This window comes from Sphingobacterium sp. 2149 (assembly GCF_031455655.1).
GTDB lineage: Bacteria > Bacteroidota > Bacteroidia > Sphingobacteriales > Sphingobacteriaceae > Sphingobacterium.
In genome coordinates this window covers 108,371-128,355 of sequence record NZ_JAVDTD010000007.1, presented here as the reverse complement: position 1 = coordinate 128,355, position 19,985 = coordinate 108,371, and the positions used below count along the sequence as shown (strand labels likewise).

The window sequence follows — 19,985 nt, the reverse complement described above, 5'->3', positions numbered from 1 at the left end:
AAATAAGTAAATTTACACGTATGGAGAATACATTTCGCTTTCATTCCTTATCGGAGTTTCACAGCTTTTGCGGTCTGCCCAAGCCAGAACATCCGTTAATCAGCTTAGTTGACTATAGTCAGGTACATTATCCTGTTAATGACAACAAATTGAATTGGATACAACATTTTTATTCGATCGGTTTAAAGCGAAATGTGAATGCCCGATTTAACTATGGTCAGCAGCACTATGACTTTGATTCGGGTATTCTTTCCTTTGTATCACCCTTACAATTTTTAAAAGTAGAAATCAATCAGGAAGTAGTGGCGCAACCCAGTGGATGGATCCTGTTGATCCATCCCGATTTCCTCTGGAACAGCGAATTGGCAAAACATATTCACCAGTACGATTTTTTCCAATACCAAGTCAATGAAGCGCTTTTTCTTTCCGACAAAGAAGAAGCCGTGATCGTCGACATTCTCCAGAATATTGAAAAGGAATATCAGTCTAACATTGACAAATTCAGCCGCGAACTGATTCTAAAACAGATTGAGCGCCTACTTCTTTATGCCGAGCGATTCTATGAACGGCAATTTATTACCCGAAAGCGATCCACACAGGAGCTGGTCACTAAATTTGAGCAGTTGCTGACTGCACAGTTCAGACAGGATATGCTACAGAAACATGGGATTCCAACGGTCGGCTTTCTGGCACAACAGCTTAATTTATCGCCCAACTACCTCAGCAGCCTATTGCGTATCTATACACAGCAAAATACCCAACAGCATATTCAGCATAAAATGATTGAGTACGCCAAATTGCGGCTAAGCACAAGTACACGCTCTATTAGTGAGATTGCTTATGAGCTGGGCTTTGAGCATCCGCAATCGTTCAGTAAGGTATTCAAAAAAAATACCCAGCAGAGTCCTGTTGAGTTTAGGCAATTTTTTCAATAAATTACTTCAATTTAGTCTGCATAATAGCCTGCTAAGCCAATGCCTATCGTCCAAAAGAATTTTGATTTTTCAAGATCCTCCAATAGCATATCTGCATTATCTTCGTATTCGCCATCGGCTTTGATTTCTTCGATCTCTTCCTGCACATCCTCTTCGGTCATCTGTCGCCAGACACCAACGGAGCTATTCAAAAATGTATAGCAATATCCTGCTTCAGCGTCGTCGACCTCACCCTGGTTTTTATCCGTTAAGATCGTTACAAGTTCAGTAGCTTCCACCTGAAATGGATTAACACCATAGATACTGATCTCCGTTTTTTCCGGATTGGGTCCATTGATGCTTTCTATAAATTCCAATGTTCCCCGATCATTAAAATCAAGTCTCAATTCGAGTTCATCATAATAATATTGGTCGTCCAGCGCATCTGAAGGAGTACCAAGTACACTTTGAACTTCAGCACGGCCCGCACCTAAATTAACCGGACCAATACCTTCAATTTGAATCCCAACAAGTGGGACTAGTTCGATCTTTTTCATCCGTATTCAGTAAATTATAAAAAGGATAACTGCATAAATAACACTTGAACATCCGCTATCGTTTTATCCAATGATGAACATAGCTACAGCTCTTTGCTGACATAAATTTACACTAATTCCCATTAAATAATTATTAACATTTTTAACTTTTCTGACGATCCTTAGCGCACATGATAATTCGCATACTCAGGCAATTATGACTAACTTTATGAATGCATCAAAAATCGACGATTATGCAACAGACGCTAGCGACATTAGACAGTTATATCCAAAAGCTAAGACCTGAACTGTATACCGATCTACAATCCCCGTTATCGGCAGAAGAGTTTAGGGCCCTTGAACAGAAATATGATATTGAGATACCTCATGATCTTAAAGCGTTCTATCGCTGGAAAAATGGGCAACGCAATACAAGTTATGAAGCATTTGTTAACAATTCGACTTTCATCCCACTAGAAGAGGCGCTCGATACAGCGCAGGAACTGACAAATATGATTGGTATGGACTTTGAAATCGAAAACTGGTGGAATGAAAGGTGGATCCCTATATTGCACAACGGCGGTGGAAGTTACATCTGCTATGATCTAGGTGGAATCTTTACGGGACAGGCAGGTCAATTGATTGAATACTGGAATAAAGACAATGAACGGAATGTTATTGCACCTAACCTCGAAGGATTTTTAGGGCTAATTAACGACTATTATGCCCATACGCCTCAAGAAAAATTCGATGATTTTTTCAGCCTAGATACCACAGGCGAATACCCCAAACGGTTTAAGGTGGGCTAACAGAAACTCATCGCACTCATTTTTTTTCTTCGTAGAATTTTTGAATTTTCTTTAAATAGGTAATCGATTTTGGAGGTCGAACACGATGTCCAAACTCTTTATGAATATAAGAAAGCGCACTTTCTTCGCCGAGCTCATAAGCCCCGAGCACATAAATTAGGGACTGATTCCTAGAAATACTATCCTTGCCTGCAAGCTCGATTCCATTTATCGTTTCTTCCCATGAAAACATATCATAAAGATCCATATAAGCTTCTGGGCATTCGTGTCTATTTGCCATCAATTGGGCATAATAATATAACTCAGGCATTTTTAAGAGAAGCCAATAATTATTGGACACTTCATTATAAGCCTTGAAATCTCCTGCATTAATTGCTCGACGCCAAAGCGAATCAGCTACGTTCCGAGGCAGTTCCAAGTCTTTGGGATCATCAATTACTGCCTCCAGCTTTTTTTCGACATGATGGCTACAACTCAAGAACAACACACAAAAAATAACAGTAAACAGTTGTAAAATCTTTATCTCTCTTCTTTTCACCATAACTATATAACTTCTTATTTTTTAAGCAATTCGCTTCCCGCGCATCCATTGGTGTTGGTTCGCCGCGTTCACTTTAGACTCCGATCATTAAACATTACTTTTTTCACATAGTTGCTTTTTCCACTCGAAGCCAGAGCTGCCGAATCTGCCGAAATATAATGATAAAAAAAAGAAATCAGATCAGGAGAAGGCTCATACACCAAATAATTCAGCCTTAAAGTTCTATTATCTGGATTCAAACATAATTGACATAAGGATTTTTCATGATAAAAAACTCAATCTCTAGATTCGAGCAATAATTATGTTTATGCCCCATATCATTCATTTCAGGTCTGTACCGCTTTAACTTATCCATTTCATCAAGAAGAATATCCCATTTCGCTAATGGAACTGTATCATTCTTGGCCGCAAAAAAATCAACCGCATGATTTCTATAAGAATCACTCAAGTAACTTTCTTGACCATACTGCTCATCAACGAATTCGCGACTGAACAAAATCCGTAACTCCTTTTCCCGCTGTTTCTCTTTGGAGCCACAGGATAAAAACAGCGTCAACATACAACAAAAAGCAACAAAAATTAAATAAGTCCTTAGCCTCATAATACTATTGGTCTTTACACTAAACCGAAGAAAACAATAAATGCTGATTTCAAATGAATGTGTTAACAACGCACCAATTAAAATTCAGATGCAATTGTTCATCGAATTCCATATATTCGGACCTTAAAACATCCTATATACCTTTTTTTATAAAAGGTAATATAGGAATTTAAACGAATAGGTAATACCTTTGGACCGACAAAATACCGTCTCACTATACAAATTAGATTTTGATGAAATCGAAAAAAGTAAATACCTGCGACCACTCCTGTCTCATGTGCCGTTATGTCTTACAAGACTGGCTCGGACAGATCGACCTTCATCGGAAGAATATCAAATTAAAAAAAGGTGAACAGTTTATCACCGAAGGAGAATCCGTTCGGGGAATTTATTTCATCCAGTCGGGACTTGTCAAAGTTCATCGCAATCTCGGGGATAAAGAAACCATTGTACGATTTGCAAAAAAAGGGGATATCGTTGGCCATCGTGGGGTGAGTACCGAACAAACTGTGTACCCTATTTCTGCAACAACCCTGGAAGTGTCGCAGCTCTGCTTCGTCGAAATGCCGTTCTTCCTGTCCACACTACGCATAAATCCTGAGCTGAGTTACCGGTTGATGTTGTTTTTTGCCGACGAACTACATCTTTCTGAACAAAAGATGACCCGCCTGACACAGCTCGCTGTTAAAAATCGTCTTGCCTGGAGCCTATTGTTACTTCACCGTGTTTTCAGCGAGGAACATAAGGATGGATATATTGGGTTATCCCTAAGCAAAAAAGACTTAGCTTCCTACGTAGGCGCTACGTACGAGACCGTATATCGTACACTGAGCGAACTTATCGAATTAGGAGCCATCATGATGGACAAAAAAGATATTTTTATTAAAAACCTCCAGCTTCTACAGGATCTATCAGAAGAAAAATAGGGGAGCGAAACCGTCCATGACGGCTAACGACTCCCCAAATCATATATTCCCTTAAAAATACATCACCTTAAAATTTATACCCCATACCGACTCCCAACCTCCATTTACCATCAGCAGCACTCGTTTTTGCGGTATAGAATGCTGGCAACTGAATGGCAATATGTCGGAATACAGCTGTTAAACCAAATCCCAGAGAGGGCGTGATCCAGGAGTTCTTTGGCTTCCCCGGATCAACCTGATCTTCTTTCAGCTTTAAGCTAGGCAATAAACCGACCAATAGGCAGCTCTTGGGTGCGAATGTATATTTCAACGCTGGCCCCGTACAATTGATGTAGGCACCATGGTCAGCATATCCTGCCACAACAATTCCTTCAAATAGACTGCCTTTTACTATTTTTTCCTGACCATACATCTGACTGCTAATCATCAACAGCAAGCATACCGTCAACAGTTTTTTCATTTGATCCATAAAATTTAAGTTTGCGAAGTCGACACTTTTTCTTTTTGATGATACGTGTAATAAATGGCCATCCCAGTAAAGAGCAGTCCACCGACAATGTTCCCAGCCGTAACAATCAGCTGATTGCACAGCCACCAGTCGGAAATCGTTACTTTTGCTCCAAACATCATTCCTGCGGGAATCACAAACATATTGACCACAGCATGCTCATAACCTAAAGCAAAGAATATAAAGATCGGAATACCCGCCGCCAATATCTTTCCAAGCGTAGACTTCGATGTCATGGACATCACCACACCCATACACACCATCCAATTACATAGAATGGCTTTGACAAAAGCCGAAAACAAACCCGCAGCACCATGGGCGCTGTATCCAAGTGTTTTCTTTTCACTGATTAGCATCAGACTATGTTCGATGTTTCCAAGCTGGCTCAATTGACCAGTCTCCGTGCTCGCAGCCCAAAACAAAATCGCAAAGAGTACACTACCCAGTAAATTACCTAGAAAAACCCAGAAAAGATTTGAGACCATCGCTTTAAAATTGATCTTTCCTTCAAACCACGCCAATGGTACCAAAGAAAAGCTTCCCGTCACCAGTTCGAGACCGAGGATGACAATAATCACAAATCCTACTGGAAAAACAAATGCACCAACTAAACCCAACCCGGTCTGGGAAGTAGCCAATAGGGCAAGAGTAACAGAAATTGCCAGTAAGGCACCTGACAGCGCTCCCCGTATCAAGAGGTCTTTGATCGGAAGCGAAGATTTGTAGATAGCGGTGTTCATCATCGCACTTGCTACCTCTTTGGGGCTGATATAATCCATCGTATTTTGTTTAATAAGATTTTCGATTAACTTTTTTTTACCTAAGCGGTCATTCCGATAAACACACTCCCGTTCTCCACCTTTACCGGATAGGTCTTTATTGCGCATTCGTCTCCCGAAAGACATTCACCTGTATCTAAGGCAAAGGTTTTTTTATGAAACGGACAAGCGACTTTAGGCGTCTCTCCCAAAGACCCCAGCATTCCGCGACTTAAAATCATCTGCCGCTTGTGCGGGCATTCATTCTGTGTAGCATACCACTCGTTGCGACGGGCGAAATAGAATAGTGCGACCTGCTCGTTGTTTAATTTAAGACAGACTCCACCGTTTTCAATGGCATCTTCTATCCGGCAAGCCTTCAGCCATTGCATGTCAATTTTCGTACTCATATGATTTCATTAAAAAGTTTAGCGATTCGCTATTTAATAAGTCCTAATGTTCCAATCGGCGGCTTTCTTCTGTCCGCGAAAACTTTCAAAGCGAACAGTATCGTCCTTCTCATCAGGTGCATTTACAAAATGAACAAAGCGTTTTCGAATTTCAGGATCTTCTACAGCTGCTTTCCATTCGCAGCGATAACTGTCGACGAGTAGCTGCATATCCTGCTCCCACGTATCACCCATCCCCAGACTATCCCCTACCACAACATTCCTGAGATAATCTATTCCGCCTTCCATTTTGTTGAGCCAGGTAGCCGTTCGCGTCAGCGGGTCTGCAGTGCGGATATAGAACATCAGAAAACGGTCTATATAACGAATACACGTTTCGCTATCAATATCCGATGCCAATAATAACGCGTGCTGCGGCTTACTACCGCCATTGCCGCAAACATAGAGGTTCCATCCTTTTTCGGTCGCAATGATTCCAAAATCCTTACTCTGAGCCTCGGCACACTCACGTATACAGCCGCTAACGGCTGACTTAATCTTGTGTGGCGCGCGGAGCCCACGGTAACGTTCCTCTATCCGTATCGCAAAAGAAACGCTGTCGTGCAGCCCAAACCTACACCAGGTACTTCCAACGCAGCTTTTAACGGTCCGAAGCGCCTTACCATAAGCATGTCCACTCTCAAAACCTGCAGTAATGAGCTCTTCCCAGATAAAGGGCAAATCATTGAGATGTGCACCAAATAAGTCGATGCGCTGTCCACCAGTAATTTTTGTATACAGATTGTATTTCTTAGCCACCTCCCCGATTACAATCAGTTTATCGGGGGTAATTTCACCTCCTGGAATACGCGGAACAACTGAATACGTCCCGCCCTTCTGTATGTTGGCCAGGTAACGGTCATTGCTGTCCTGAGCCACATCATTGCCCTTTCCCAAAATCATTTCATTCCAGAGACTGGCAAGCAAGGAAGAGATTAAAGGTTTACAGACTTCGCATCCATGCCCATGTCCCAGTGCATCCAACACCCGATCGTAACTTTTCAGTTCGTGGATCTTGATCAGATCATAAAGTTCCTGGCGACTCAGGTCGAAATGCTCGCAGATGGTACTCCGAATATATTTTCCTTGCTGTTTCATGGTGTAGTTGACCAGGTCTTTGACCATAGGCACACAACCTCCACATCCCGACCCCGCTCTGGTACATTTCTTTACTGCATCCGCATTTTCACAATCTCCTGTGGCCACCGCATTGCAGATTGCGGCTTTGGTGACACCTTCGCAACTGCAGATCAATGCATCATCCGGAAGAGCTTCCACACCAGAAGAAGGCGCTTTACTGTCACGCTGTTGCCCAAAAAGGAGAAGTTCTGGGTGTTCTGCCAATGGCAAACTATTATTAACCGTCTGAAGCAACATGTTATAACTTGCAGCTTCTCCGACGAGTATCCCGCCCAGTAGGCGCGTGCCGTCTGTACTGATATTCAACCGCTTATAAATCCCCTTATTGCGATCCTCCAGTACGATCGTATGCGCATAAGGTTCGCTGATAAAAGGATCTCCGAAACTCGCTACATCAACTCCCATCAATTTTAGCTTGGTACTCATATCAAACCCCTTAAAGGATTTGATATCACCTACGATATGAGCCGCCGCAATTTCAGCCATCTCATAACCCGGTGCAACCAGTCCATAGACCATATCTTCCACCAAGGCACATTCGCCGATTGCATAAATCGCAGGATCCGAGGTCTGCATCTGTGCGTTAACTCGTATTCCGCCGCGCTCGCCGACCGCAAGGCCTATTTTCTTGGCAAGCTCATCACGAGGACGTATACCAGCAGATATTACCAATAGATCTGTCTCCAGCGAGGTCCCGTCGTTAAAAGCGATTCCAGTGAGATGATGATCACCCAACAGCTGGCTTGTGGATTTTTGCAAGAGGCAAGTCAAACCCAATGCTGCTAACTTATGCTGCAAAAGTTTACTGGCATTATCGTCAATCTGACGGGGCATCAGACGCGGGGCAAATTCAATCACAGCCGTTTCTTTAAGACCAAGGTCTACCAATGCTTTAGCCGCTTCCAGTCCTAAAAGTCCCCCACCCATAACTGTGCCTGTCTTGACTTTAGCCGCATATGCTTTAATCAATTCCAGGTCTTCAATTGTACGGTAGAGGAATACACCTTCTTTGTCGATACCAGGTATTGGAGGAACAAAAGGTGCAGAACCTGTTGCAAAAACTAAATAATCATATTTCACGGTAATCCCCTTTAGAGATGCAACTTCTTTTTCTATAACATTTATACCGACAACGGGATCACCTAGATGGATTTCTATATTATTTTCAGTGTACCACTCATTTTTCAACAAAAAAAGTTCAGTAACTGAAGAATATTTAAAATAATCAGTCAAATGCACACGATCATAGGCTCGAATTTGCTCTTCCGAGAAGACAACGATATCTAAATCATTCGATTTCTGCTTTAATTTTTCACAAATCTTATTACCGACCATCCCATTTCCGACAATAACAACCTTTTTTTTATCCATGATCCTGTTTTTATTGTATAAAAATCAATTTATAGTTTCAACAAGACTAATTTATGGAATAAAAAATTAAAAAATCAAAATAAATATGATTTTTATAACACTTTTTCATAAAAAACACATTAAAAATACATTAAAACATGATTTTTATCATATTATTTATTATTTTTATAGATATAAACGATTGAAAAATAAATAAAATGGAGAATTTAAAGCAAAAAACCCTATTTATAGTAGGTTCCGGACCTGGAGATCCAGAATTATTGACAATAAAAGCTTATAAAGCGATAAAAAATGCTCAAGTACTCTTATATGACAACCTAATTAATAGGGAAATCCTACAAATAGCAGACAAAAACTGTAAAAAACACTATGTTGGAAAACATCCATATGGAAAATACGTCCCACAGCAGGATATAAATGAACTTATCTTATATTATTGTAGCAAATTCGAAAGAGTGGTACGACTTAAGGGCGGAGATCCCTATCTTTTTGGACGTGGTTTTGAAGAATGGCTCACCGTACAACACCGATCTATTAACATCAGCTACATTCCGGGCATCAGCAGCATGCAAGGCGCTGGACTCAACGACATTCCGCTAACACACCGTGGTGTAAGTGAAGGGGTATGGGCATTGACGGGTATGAAAAAAGATGGAACACTTTCTGCCGATCTGCCGCTCGCCGTTCAAAGCAGATCGACCGTAGTCATTTATATGGGAATGCGTAAGCTCGACGAAATCGCACGCACCTACGTACTATACGGAAAAGGGGAAACACCAGCTGCCATTATACAGCATGCGAGCTTGCCACAGCAAAAACAAGTATGCTGCAAAGTCAAGGATATTGTCATGATAAGCAAAGTACATAACATGGGGCATCCGGCAATTATCGTCATCGGAGCGGTTGTAGACTTGCAGCATACATTGGCGGTAGCTGCCGAGCAGCGGCACATTATCTAGCGCTATAGCTCTGTCAATTTCAGCACGCCATCACTTTACAAGAATAACGATGTCACATACCAGCAGATATATAATTTATTTTAATTCTTATAATACATAGCTATAATGCTTTCTTTACAATTGGATTGATCCAGTAATCTTCATGATCAGTATGGGAGAAATACTCCATGGGAGTTACGTGGCAATCTATGGTTTCATTGAGACCATTTTCTGTATACATAAAAACCTCTTCTGAAGGAAGCACCATGCCGTTGATAATAGCGCCATAGTCCAGATAATGGAGATCAGATAGCAGCACGTTTACATAATTTGACACCACCCATTTTTCCATTTCTTCTTTACTCACCCGTTTTATACGATCAGCCAGAAACTTGACCTCCTCCATGTCTTTTTCAGCACTATCAGCAAAAAACAATTTCAAAAAGGCCTCATATTTATCGAATTCTTTATTTCGGATTGCTTCATTACGAAGAAACAACTTCTCGCCCAGCTGCCCACAGTGATCGACATATTTTTTCAGTTCCATCTGTGCAAGCTCGCCGTCCGACCATTTTTGCAGTTCAGAAAGTGCATATACATCGGTACCTTGCCCATCGCATTGATTGAGATACGCCCAGATATCACCCTCCACAACTTTAGGTTTATGATGATCCAATACATTGTAGCCCTGCGCAATCCATGCCTCTATTTGTTCTCTTCTCATAGCTGTTGTTTTTAAAAATTAAACAACAGCGAAACGGTAATCGTTTTCCTTTTTTCTAACTGAGATTTCTGGATTTCAATTCTGCATCCAAAGCTTTTTCATTTTTACCAAGATATTTATAGGCAATTACAGCCAATACCAGTGGAAAAATCGTCGGCCATGTAATTCCGGCAACGAACAGGCTATACCCAGCGATACCCACACAAAATCCAATGATCGAAGCATTGATTACTTTAGTGGATTTGGATTTCTTTTTGAGAACCAACAACTCTTCATTGGTCAATTCATTTAATTTCTTTTCTTCCATGCGGTTTATTCGATCTTCAGGTTAGTCACTTGATCTCTTTGACGCGAATATAATTATTTAAACGGACAACTCTTACCTAAATTTTGTCAGTAAAAATGCAAAAATTTCAGTTTTCATGAAAAAATTTCAGCTTTTTCACCATGGTATTTTTTTTGCAATTGTTCGGATACAGTCGGCCGGCTGAAAATTTTAATTTTAATAAGTTGTTTTCACTTAATTAAAAGGAGGTTTATCATGAAATTAGCAAAAAGAAACTGGAACAATTTATCGATGTTCTCGCCCATGTTTGATGATTTTAACCGTGAACTTTTAAACTGGGGCAACAAAAACTACTCGCCTACCAGCACCACGGTCCCAGCAGTAAACATCAAGGAAAATGGCGACAACTTTGAAGTTGAAGTGGCAGCACCAGGAATGGCCAAAGAGGATTTTAAAATTACGCTTGATGGCAATCTTCTAACCATTTCCTCCGCCAAGGAAGAGCAGCATGAAGAACAAAAAGACAATTATACGCGTCGGGAATTCAGCTATCAATCTTTCCAACGGAGTTTCGAATTGCCAAAAGATGTGGTGGATCAGGATAACATCGAGGCTCATTATGAAAATGGTATGCTCAAACTGACAATTCCAAAAAAAGAGGAAGCCAAACAAAAGGAACCTCGAACAATTTACATATCCTAAGTCCTATAATACCAACTAGTATGCTGTTGGTCTCCAGAACGGGGACCAACTTCTTTGTTTTCCAAACTTACCGAAATCATGAAAAGATTGAACAATTATAGCATTGAAGTGCATATTCCCTGCAAGGATAGTTACATTAAGCTTGCTACTTTTGACCTCGGCAATTGCCCCAAAATTGTCGACGAACTCTTCAATGAATTGCTCGGTTCGACCGAACATTCACCGAACAGATTGTTGCGCATCGACCTGTTACTCCATGAAGAAGCGGGCATACAAATTCCGGTTCGGTCCATCAATTGTACCTTGGACGAACTTGCAGACAACACCAAAGCAATTATCAAAAAAGCTTTTCGCGCATTGAATCTGGAATAGCACAGTTGGATTCAAACATATTTTTTACAATAAATTTTTAAGGAAAACTTGATTTTCTTCCAATCGATTTATAATTTGGCCACGGTTTTTTCCTCAAGAAATCACAGGAATCCGAACCGGCATTTTTTGAAAGCTATTATTCTATCTTAAAACATAAATTTTAGTTATTGGATCATGTTTACAAAATTACTAATTACAAACCAACGCCCAAGTCTATCTTTCAGGCCTTTTCTTGCTGCACTTGTGGTGCTTGCAAACAGTTTTTACCTCTCAGCGCAGGTAGCCGCTCCCAGCAAATCACGCTTCGAAGCAAGGTTGCTCAATATCGAAGCTCCCAGCAATGAGCCCTTCCGCTACAACACCACGTTAACCAACGCAAGTAGCCAGACCCTTATTTACAACTTAGATGCACAGCTACCGCAAGGTTGGCAGATCAGCTATCGCGTAGATGGATCGCTCGTAACCTCTATTCAGATGCAACCGGGCAAAACGCAAGAAATCGGCATCGAAATTAGTTGCCCAATTACCGCTAAACCCGATAAATATAAAATTCCTCTTAAAGCAACTTCACCGATAGACAATTTCCAACTGGAATTGGAAGCTGTCGTAAAAGGATCTTATGCGCTGGAGATGACTACACCTACCGGCAGGCTCAGTGATGAAGTCGTATCAGGCAGTAACAAAGAAATTGTCCTGCAACTTAAAAACACAGGAACACTTCCCCTCAACACCTTGGAACTGGGATCGCAACTGCCCACCCGCTGGGAAGCCACATTCACACCAGCTACAATCAAGCAACTTGAAGCGGGAAAATCAGTTGATGTCAAAGTAAATCTTAAAGTTCCGGATAAAACAATCGCTGGTGATTATGCTGCTAAATTCGATGTCAAGTCTGCCAACAGCACTACAGATCTTTCGTTTCGCATTATTGTTAAAACTTCGCTACTTTCTGGCTGGATCGGACTATTGGTCATCTTCATGGCAATAGGACTGATATATTATCTCATCCGAAAATATGGAAGAAGATAAATCCTGATTTGATAATCCCAAAGACTCTCAACATGAAGGATCCTATTATTCAACTGTCAAGTTTGACAAAGAGCTATGGCAAAACGAAAGCAGTGGACGCTTTGGACCTAAAGATTTATCCGGGTGAAATCTTTGGACTTCTAGGGCCCAACGGAGCAGGTAAAACGACAAGTATCTTAATGATGCTCGGACTTACCGAGCCGAGCTCTGGTACAGCCTACGTCTGCGGACATGATGCCACAAGAAATCCCATCGCTGTCAAAATAAAGGTAGGCTACCTGCCCGACAATGTGGGTTTTTATCCCGAAATGACCGCTTTGGAAAACTTAAGTTTTATCGCGGAACTCAATGGGCTACCAAGAGCTCAAGCGCGCAAAAAGTCGCAGGAAATGCTCCAAACAGTGGGCTTGGCAAACGAAATGCACAAAAAAACCGCTGCCTTTTCGCGTGGAATGAAACAGCGACTCGGCCTGGCTGAAGTGCTCATCAAAGCACCCGCCGTTGCTATCCTCGACGAGCCGACTCTGGGTATTGACCCCAAAGGTGTGGACGAATTTTTGGAACTGATCAAACAGCTCAGCAAAGAGCAGAACCTTACCGTACTGCTCTCTTCGCACCATCTTCATCAAGTACAACGCGTCTGCGATCGAGTGGGTATCTTTGTAGGCGGTAAACTGTTGGTCGAAGGTTCCATCGACAGCTTGGCCAACAACCTCCAGCAACAAGAAGGCGTCAGTACAGTTATCATGCTCGAAAATAGTGGCGACAGTAAACGCTTTGAGTCGGCGCTCAAAGAACTCCCCGGGCTTCGGACTCTTTCTTTAGACGGCGACAGTATTAAGTTGAAATCAGAAAAAGACAACACCGCCGATGCCGTCCGCATCCTGGTACAGCATGGCGCTGCAATTGTTTCTGTACAGCGCAATGATTATGCGCTTGACCAAATCTATCATACGTATTTCGAAAATAGTAAATTATAAAAATGATGAATGTATTGATCAATAAGGAGGTTGCCACACATATCCGCAGCTGGCGCTTTATCGTGCTGATCCTGCTGATTGTACTGACATTTGGCGCATCCCTGTATGTTTCATCTTCAGGACTTAAAGAAGCTGTCGGTAATATGAAAGATCCCGACCAGTCATTCCTTTACCTCAAGCTGCTTACAACTACGGATAACTCGATCCCTCCATTCCATGTGTTTCTGAATTTTTTGGCTCCCCTATTGGGTATAGCCCTTGGCTTTGATGCCATTAATGCCGAGTATAACAGCGGCACTTTAACACGACTTGTGGCACAGCCGATCTATCGCGACAGCCTTTTAATTTCCAAGTTTCTTGCTCCGCTGATTGTTGTGAGCACCCTATTTACCGCACTGGTATTGCTCATGATCGGGGGAGGACTAATCGGCACAGGTGTGCGGATAGAACCACAGGAACTCCTGCGCATCTTAGGATTCACCCTGATCAGCATACTATACGTTGCCTTCTGGCTCAGTCTGTCGATATTACTTTCCATTCGTTTTAGGCAGCCGGCAACTTCAGCGTTGACAGCCATCGGCATCTGGCTATTTTTTACGGTATTTTTTCCGATTTTGGTCAACTTGGCCATACGGCCATTTTTACCCAATCCCAATTACATTTCAGAGCAGGAATACCTGAGCTACAACGAACTCATTCTTAATCTGCTCCGCCTATCGCCCAGCCAGCTTTACACCGATGCCACTACAACCTTATTAATGCCATCGGTACGCAGCCTTGGCCCCATCGCCATGGAACAGATGGTTGGCGCCATTCCCGCACCACTTTCCTTTCGCGAGAGTTTCCTGATGGTATGGCCGCAGATCAGTGGGCTTACAGCAGCCATGATGATCTGCTTTGCCTGGTCCTATTTCATTTTTATGCGAAGAGAAATTCGGAATTAGGAAAGTTTTATTATCGATCAAATACGTTTAAAAGCAGGATCTATGCAAGTCAAATTGTCGTGCAATAGATTACAAAAAATAAAGGTTGCCTGGAATAACTCCGGCAACCTTTATGCATTTAAGATTAATCCCCCCCTTAAGCAGAGGGCACTCTGTAAACAGTTATCCTAGTATACTGTTCGAATTTATGTATCACTTGTGCTTTTTAATGCCCATGCTACCAGCACTGGCTGAAAAAACAAGCGTGCTAGGCGTTTACCGTCCGTATCCAGACCAAATCCATCGCGGCGATCGGTATATTGTGCAATATTTCCAGGAAATACTGCCGCAAAAAAAGCAGCAGCAATTTTCCCAACCTTCGACCGCTGTTTAGCAGGCGCCAGTATCAATGCTGCCCCCAGGGCAATCTCAGCGTAGCCAGAATATACAACGGTGTCGTCTTTGGAGATCGGCACCCAATCCGGCACTTGTGCCCGAAATTCTTTGCGAGAAAATGTCAGGTGTCCAATTCCCGCCACAACTAAAAATGCACCTAAACCATACCGTGCAATTTTTTGCATTTGCGATTTATCCTTCATCTTTTAAATTTTAAAGAGTACAGCTATCTTAGTGGAATTGTTTTTCCATGCTAAAAAAAGAAGTATCCAGTTTGAAAAAAAGCGGACTATCCATTATGAGGAAATCCGCTTTAATAGATAGACATAGGGAAATCCGCCACATTGGGCAGCGTCTCCCATAGACCGAATCGATGTCAAGCAATAAACATTTCCCGTCGTTCAATCGTTTTCAAAGAAATAAATTAAATGCAGTCCGCACTAATTTCAAAACCAAAAACAGCCTATCTGTAGATGATAGGCTGCCTTTCGAATAGGAACTCAAATCGATCAACCTGTCAAGACCTGAACTGTTCCCGCTGATCGAACGTTTTAAATAAAATAAATACATTCATCGTAATTCCTATTTATTTCAATTCATTACTGGATCACACCACCCAGTGTTGGATCTTCCCCTACCCTAGGATTACTTAAACCGTTTTTAAAAGCATCTATCGCATCCTGTGCATTGGTAAAGCGCCAGTCTGTCTCCTTGTTGATATTAAACCATACAAAACTTTTTATTTTTGGGAACTGCGTTTCCAGCTGGACAAACATATCTTTGATCCACGCGGCTTTATCACCGCCTGTCGATGAACAGCCCATTTCAGCAATAAAAATTGGTTTGTTGGGGAAAGCAGTAGTTAACTTATTATAAAGTGGACCAAAAACCTGTGCAAAGGACTGCCAGGAAGACCAGCTCTGGGAGGTCCCAAAGTTGTATCCATCCATACCGATGAGATCCACATACTCATCCCCTGGATAATAAGATTCTACCGTTTGCGGATTTTTATTACCATTGCCGTTATTGGGTGCCCACACCCAACGTGCATTTGTTCCACCCGCCGCACGTACCTTATCGTGCACATAGCGAAAGGCTTTGATATAAGTAGCTACGGGTACCACCTGATCATTCTGCATGCTCCAGGGATACCAGTCCCCATTAAATTCATGCGCAAATCGCAACACGACTGGCTTACCAAATTTGGCCAACGCTTCCCCGTAGCGTTTGATGTCGTTATCATATTTCCCTGACATCAATTCATCGAGTCCCATCATGGGCTCCCAGGTTACGTGCGGTACATAGCCCGCAGCCGATGCTTCCTGACAAAATAGAGATGGAAACTCGCGTGCTCCATCGGCGTTCCAGCCATTGAACATCATGGTCATGCTCGGCTTTTTGCCAAACCCATTGTAAAACGTCATTGGCGTTCCTGAATCATCAAAAAAGCCCCAATAAAACAAGCTTGCATCAGTTTTCTGATTGACTTCGAGCGCAACAACACTCGATTTACCACCAAAAGTTAAAGCAAAAGATGCCGTCCCCGCCTGTGCCGGGACACCACTTATTTTATACAGCAATGAACCATAGCCTTTTTCCAAACGCCCTTGCTGCAAGGTCGCCGTCAACCCCAACACACCGGTTGAGGCGATGGACGCTCCATTTTCAAAGGCTGCCCCATTACCACCAGCATAAGGAAGATAGACCTCTGCCTCGTACGTAGATCCTGCAACCGCTGCTTTTGACACTTGCATAAATGCCGCATCCAAAGATTGAATCTCAGCAGATCCGTTAATAATTTCGGCATTGTTTTTTGAGCAGCAGCACAAGTAAAAACACAGTGTTATGAGCAATAGATATGATTTTTTAGCCATCATTATGATATAATTTTTATGCGTTAATTTTTATTTTACAAATAGAATGTCATCAAAATAGATCGTTTCATCCTGCGGTACATTCCAGTTATTCAATCGCCAGCCAAATTTTCGGAAGGTCGTTCCTTTACTCCACATTGGCCTACCGGAACCTTTGCCGATTGGAATTTTATAATAGGTCCATTCGTTCGTCACGATAATGCCTACTCCGGCAAAATCATTTCCATAGCCATCCGGCATTCCGTCACCCATTAAAGCCATTTGTATGCCTTCATCGCCAGCACCAGAAGTCGTTCCTTTCGCCCAGAAAGTAATGTAGTTATAGCCTTTGTCTTCAAAGCCCACCGTATTGACCAGTCCGCCGGGCGAGTAATTATTTGCCGCATATTTAATTGCCAAAGAAGACGTTCCCCGCTTAAAGACACTGGTGGATATTGATTGACTAGATCCATAATCGTCGCCATCTTTATTGGCTCCGGTATTCGCGCCATAAGCATCTGTAAATACCTGCAGTGCAAGATTTAAATTGACCATTTCGAATGCACTTTTTGTTGTTCCAAAAGGTGTCACCAGGTCGATGGTTGAGCGCGAAATACCTTCCATCTCCGGAACCTTTACCTGTAAGCTGTTAGCTGACTGTGCTAGAATAGAGAGTGCTGTTTCGCCATTAGTAAACTTCAAGGCCGTTACTTTGTCGAGATTCTGTCCAGAGATGGTGATGGTAGCACCCGGCGTCACATTGATCTCCGATGTTGTATTTGCAGACGGAAACAGACCTGCGATATTGATATCCACCAAAGTAGTTGCCCGTTTTTGATCCAGCGTATAACGGCTTGGATTGGCAATCTGCACCGCTACAACCAAATGTTTACCAAAGTTGTCCGGATCTGTAATAACACTGTTGTCCACCTCAAGATAAAATGTTGCAGCGCCATTCTCCGGCACATCCAACCGATTGGGCAAGCTATATTTTGTCACGGGCAGCGCTTTATAGTCAGTTCCAAGCGTACCTTGCTTTAAGAGTTGCTCTAAGGTATCTGTATTCGCTTTAACGTCAACGCTAAATGCGCCTTTCGCTGTGCCCGAAAGGGATGCACCTAATAGGATCTTTGTTTTGTTGGATTGTTCATCGACGATATAGTTCATCCCCGTTGGACTGATCCCATTGGATGATCCCGGAACGGGATAGATCGCATTTGATCCCATGGAAAAATTAACGCTTTGCGGCATGTAAATAAGCGAATCGCCATATTCTTTTGCCGAATCATCCTTTTGACAGGCCGCAAAAGTAAAGGCCATAGCCCAGGCAATGAACATCCTGTATATGTTATTTTTATAATTGAGTAGATTCATCTGTTCACTCCTCTTTTTATTTTTTCAACTTGTTGATAAACATCCATAACCTTGCTTGCTTGCTTGCTTGCTTGCTTGCTTGCTTGCTTGCTTGCTTGCTTGCTTGCTTGCTTGCTTGCATCTCTATTACCAGCCTGGATTTTGAATCAGCGTCCCGCCGCTGATATGGATTTCAGCTTGCGGAAAAGGATAGAAGTTCATTTTGGGTGCTATAAAAACCCGATTCTGAACCTGTCTTGTTCCATATTGTAGGTTGCCTGAAGCTGTTTTTGCGACGGTAACGCCATAGATCGGTTTATTCAAAACGTTGGCCGCATCGCCCCAACGGATCAAATCCCAATAGCGATGATTTTCAAAGGCCAGCTCCACCTGACGTTCATGTTTGATCGCTGTGCGCAATTCGGCTTTACCGCTAGCCTGCACGGCCGGCATATCGACACCCGGACGAGCCCTTAATTTATTAATCGCTTCCCTTGCGCTCAGCCCCCAGCCATTGGCTTGATCAGGGCCATAGGCTTCATTCATCGCCTCGGCATAGATCAACAACAAATCGCCATAACGGAAAAGCGGCCAATTGTGTGGATTGGTGGCGTTATTGACCAGATTAACATTGTCGTTTACAAACTTCTTCAGGTAATACCCCGTCCTACTGGCGTTGGCCCTCCGCATATCATCGGATCCACCAGCCGTCTGATCAATGATACGGCTGTTCCATTCGCTTCCATTCACCACGACTGTATAGCCGAGACGTGGATCTCTCTTGTCATACGGGTTATTTGCTGAATAATTATCCAGTTTCTCGTAGGCTGACACCAAATTCTCCGTCGGTGTGATTCCACTTAATCCACCAGGTGTAGCAATCGGATAGTTTGCACGCTCCAGATCGTTGCTTGCCGTGTAGCGGATGGCCATAATCGTTTCGGCACTGTTAAGCATATTGTTGCCGAGAAAGTAATTTCTGTAGTTATTGTCAAGCCCGTTTCTTCCACCTGCATCGTCCATACGATCGGCAAACTGTAGCGCTTCCGCAGCGGCCTTTGCAGCACGTTGCCATTTGGTGATATCATTGCCAGGATTATGCAAAGGACTGGCGGCATAGAGCAGAACACGCGCTTTCAGCATGAGCGCTGCGCCCTGATTAAAACGCCCGTCCTGGTTCGTAAATTGCGAAGTTTTCCAATTTGGTTGCAGATCTTTTACGTGGCTATCGACAGATGTCACAATAAATTCTACCACATCCTCAAATGACGAAGCTGCAATCGCTGGTTTTTCATTCACGTTGAACGTTTTGGTCAACAGTGGTACACCACCATAACGCTTGATCAGCTCAAAATAGTAGTAGCCCCGCAATACATGCGCTTCGGCAATAGACCAGCCCATGGAAGCCACATCTTTGAGGTAGTTGGTCCTTGATTCAACCGTGATGGTATCGCGGTTTACCGCCAGCAGGGCCTTGTAATCACCTCCTTTTTTTTCGAGGTATTCCAAAAAATAATTAGCGGCATAGATGCCCGAGTAGTACATGTTGTAACGATCGTCGGGATTATTAAAAGCGCCCCAATTGCCATTATTGAACAGATAAACGTCACCTATAGTATTGGTTTGCCGGGCTTCATCGGTAGCCGCAGCAAAGAGGTTTCCGTCCAGAGCCGCAAACTCGTTGCGTTGGGACAAATAGGCATAGGGCGTATTGGCCAGCTGCATCAGACTGGCGTAGTTGCCATCAATATTATGCTCGGTAGGCTGCGTGTCGAGACGCGTATCCAAAAATGATTTCCCACAGCCCGACAGGCTAAGCGCTGTTATAGCAATCGCTATTTTGGTAGTTATATGATCATGTAAATACATGGGATAA

General features: G+C 42.7%; 22 protein-coding genes. 9 read left to right on the top strand and 13 right to left on the bottom strand.

Annotated elements, in window-relative coordinates; all coding sequences use genetic code 11:
- The first annotated feature begins 20 nt into the window (after positions 1–20).
- Positions 21–935 carry an AraC family transcriptional regulator gene (locus J2X77_RS11770; protein ID WP_209579012.1) on the top strand — a complete coding sequence of 305 codons (915 nt, stop codon included), beginning with the start codon at positions 21–23 and terminating at the stop codon, positions 933–935.
- Positions 936–946: 11 nt separating this feature from the next.
- On the opposite strand, the gene J2X77_RS11765 is transcribed toward J2X77_RS11770, so the two are convergent.
- On the bottom strand, positions 947–1,471 hold the full coding sequence (locus J2X77_RS11765; RefSeq protein WP_209579011.1) for a hypothetical protein: 525 nt from the start codon (positions 1,469–1,471) through the stop codon (positions 947–949).
- A gap of 233 nt (positions 1,472–1,704) precedes the next feature.
- Here J2X77_RS11765 and J2X77_RS11760 point away from each other — a divergent pair, with 233 nt between their 5' ends.
- Positions 1,705–2,259 carry an SMI1/KNR4 family protein gene (locus tag J2X77_RS11760; RefSeq protein WP_310080885.1) on the top strand — a complete coding sequence of 185 codons (555 nt, stop codon included), beginning with the start codon at positions 1,705–1,707 and terminating at the stop codon, positions 2,257–2,259.
- Between the two features lie 16 nt (positions 2,260–2,275).
- Here J2X77_RS11760 and J2X77_RS11755 read toward each other — a convergent pair whose 3' ends face one another.
- The gene (locus J2X77_RS11755) at positions 2,276–2,800 is read right to left on the bottom strand and encodes a hypothetical protein (protein ID WP_310080883.1); all 525 of its coding nucleotides are present in this window, start codon (positions 2,798–2,800) and stop codon (positions 2,276–2,278) included.
- 235 nt (positions 2,801–3,035) lie between these two features.
- Positions 3,036–3,401 (bottom strand): hypothetical protein, encoded by a 366-nt coding sequence (locus J2X77_RS11750; RefSeq protein ID WP_310080881.1) that lies wholly within the window; start codon positions 3,399–3,401, stop codon positions 3,036–3,038.
- 233 nt (positions 3,402–3,634) lie between these two features.
- Between J2X77_RS11750 and J2X77_RS11745 the strand changes: the two genes are divergently transcribed.
- Positions 3,635–4,327: a Crp/Fnr family transcriptional regulator gene (locus J2X77_RS11745; protein ID WP_310080877.1), complete on the top strand. Its 693-nt coding sequence runs from the start codon at positions 3,635–3,637 to the stop codon at positions 4,325–4,327.
- A gap of 67 nt (positions 4,328–4,394) precedes the next feature.
- Here the strand turns inward: J2X77_RS11745 and J2X77_RS11740 are convergent, their stop codons facing one another.
- The 4 genes from J2X77_RS11740 to nirB are packed head-to-tail and all read right to left on the bottom strand — an operon-like array spanning position 4,395 to position 8,553.
- Complete coding sequence (locus J2X77_RS11740; protein ID WP_310080875.1) at positions 4,395–4,796, bottom strand: hypothetical protein; 402 nt, start codon at positions 4,794–4,796, stop codon at positions 4,395–4,397.
- A 5-nt stretch (positions 4,797–4,801) separates the two neighbouring features.
- On the bottom strand, positions 4,802–5,614 hold the full coding sequence (locus J2X77_RS11735) for a formate/nitrite transporter family protein (RefSeq protein WP_209579006.1): 813 nt from the start codon (positions 5,612–5,614) through the stop codon (positions 4,802–4,804).
- A gap of 41 nt (positions 5,615–5,655) precedes the next feature.
- Complete coding sequence (gene nirD / locus J2X77_RS11730; protein ID WP_310080873.1) at positions 5,656–6,003, bottom strand: nitrite reductase small subunit NirD; 348 nt, start codon at positions 6,001–6,003, stop codon at positions 5,656–5,658.
- 33 nt (positions 6,004–6,036) lie between these two features.
- Positions 6,037–8,553, bottom strand: a complete 2,517-nt coding sequence (gene nirB, locus J2X77_RS11725; protein WP_310080870.1) for a nitrite reductase large subunit NirB — start codon at positions 8,551–8,553, stop codon at positions 6,037–6,039.
- A 197-nt stretch (positions 8,554–8,750) separates the two neighbouring features.
- Between nirB and cobA the strand changes: the two genes are divergently transcribed.
- The gene (gene cobA, locus J2X77_RS11720; protein ID WP_310080867.1) at positions 8,751–9,512 is read left to right on the top strand and encodes a uroporphyrinogen-III C-methyltransferase; all 762 of its coding nucleotides are present in this window, start codon (positions 8,751–8,753) and stop codon (positions 9,510–9,512) included.
- A gap of 100 nt (positions 9,513–9,612) precedes the next feature.
- Here cobA and J2X77_RS11715 read toward each other — a convergent pair whose 3' ends face one another.
- The gene (locus J2X77_RS11715) at positions 9,613–10,215 is read right to left on the bottom strand and encodes a hypothetical protein (RefSeq protein WP_310080865.1); all 603 of its coding nucleotides are present in this window, start codon (positions 10,213–10,215) and stop codon (positions 9,613–9,615) included.
- Between the two features lie 55 nt (positions 10,216–10,270).
- Positions 10,271–10,522 carry a hypothetical protein gene (locus J2X77_RS11710; protein ID WP_209579001.1) on the bottom strand — a complete coding sequence of 84 codons (252 nt, stop codon included), beginning with the start codon at positions 10,520–10,522 and terminating at the stop codon, positions 10,271–10,273.
- A gap of 234 nt (positions 10,523–10,756) precedes the next feature.
- On the opposite strand from J2X77_RS11710, the gene J2X77_RS11705 reads away from it, so the two are divergent.
- From J2X77_RS11705 to J2X77_RS11685, 5 genes are all read left to right on the top strand, one after another.
- Positions 10,757–11,203 (top strand): Hsp20/alpha crystallin family protein, encoded by a 447-nt coding sequence (locus J2X77_RS11705; RefSeq protein ID WP_209579000.1) that lies wholly within the window; start codon positions 10,757–10,759, stop codon positions 11,201–11,203.
- Positions 11,204–11,281: 78 nt separating this feature from the next.
- Positions 11,282–11,575, top strand: coding sequence for a hypothetical protein (locus J2X77_RS11700; RefSeq protein WP_209578999.1), 294 nt, complete (start codon positions 11,282–11,284; stop codon positions 11,573–11,575).
- Positions 11,576–11,749: 174 nt separating this feature from the next.
- Entirely contained in the window at positions 11,750–12,604 is an 855-nt protein-coding gene (locus J2X77_RS11695) for an NEW3 domain-containing protein (RefSeq protein WP_310080862.1), read from the top strand.
- Between the two features lie 8 nt (positions 12,605–12,612).
- A complete protein-coding gene (locus J2X77_RS11690) occupies positions 12,613–13,584 on the top strand; it encodes an ABC transporter ATP-binding protein (RefSeq protein WP_310080860.1) in 972 nt (323 codons plus the stop codon).
- 2 nt (positions 13,585–13,586) lie between these two features.
- Positions 13,587–14,528 (top strand): ABC transporter permease, encoded by a 942-nt coding sequence (locus J2X77_RS11685; RefSeq protein WP_209578996.1) that lies wholly within the window; start codon positions 13,587–13,589, stop codon positions 14,526–14,528.
- 185 nt (positions 14,529–14,713) lie between these two features.
- Here J2X77_RS11685 and J2X77_RS11680 read toward each other — a convergent pair whose 3' ends face one another.
- From J2X77_RS11680 to J2X77_RS11665, 4 genes are all read right to left on the bottom strand, one after another.
- A complete protein-coding gene (locus J2X77_RS11680) occupies positions 14,714–15,106 on the bottom strand; it encodes a hypothetical protein (RefSeq protein ID WP_209578995.1) in 393 nt (130 codons plus the stop codon).
- Positions 15,107–15,502: 396 nt separating this feature from the next.
- Positions 15,503–16,780 (bottom strand): glycosyl hydrolase, encoded by a 1,278-nt coding sequence (locus J2X77_RS11675; RefSeq protein ID WP_310080858.1) that lies wholly within the window; start codon positions 16,778–16,780, stop codon positions 15,503–15,505.
- Between the two features lie 27 nt (positions 16,781–16,807).
- Positions 16,808–18,130: a BT_3987 domain-containing protein gene (locus tag J2X77_RS11670; protein ID WP_209578993.1), complete on the bottom strand. Its 1,323-nt coding sequence runs from the start codon at positions 18,128–18,130 to the stop codon at positions 16,808–16,810.
- A gap of 126 nt (positions 18,131–18,256) precedes the next feature.
- Positions 18,257–19,978, bottom strand: coding sequence for a RagB/SusD family nutrient uptake outer membrane protein (locus J2X77_RS11665; protein WP_209578992.1), 1,722 nt, complete (start codon positions 19,976–19,978; stop codon positions 18,257–18,259).
- Positions 19,979–19,985 lie beyond the last annotated feature (7 nt).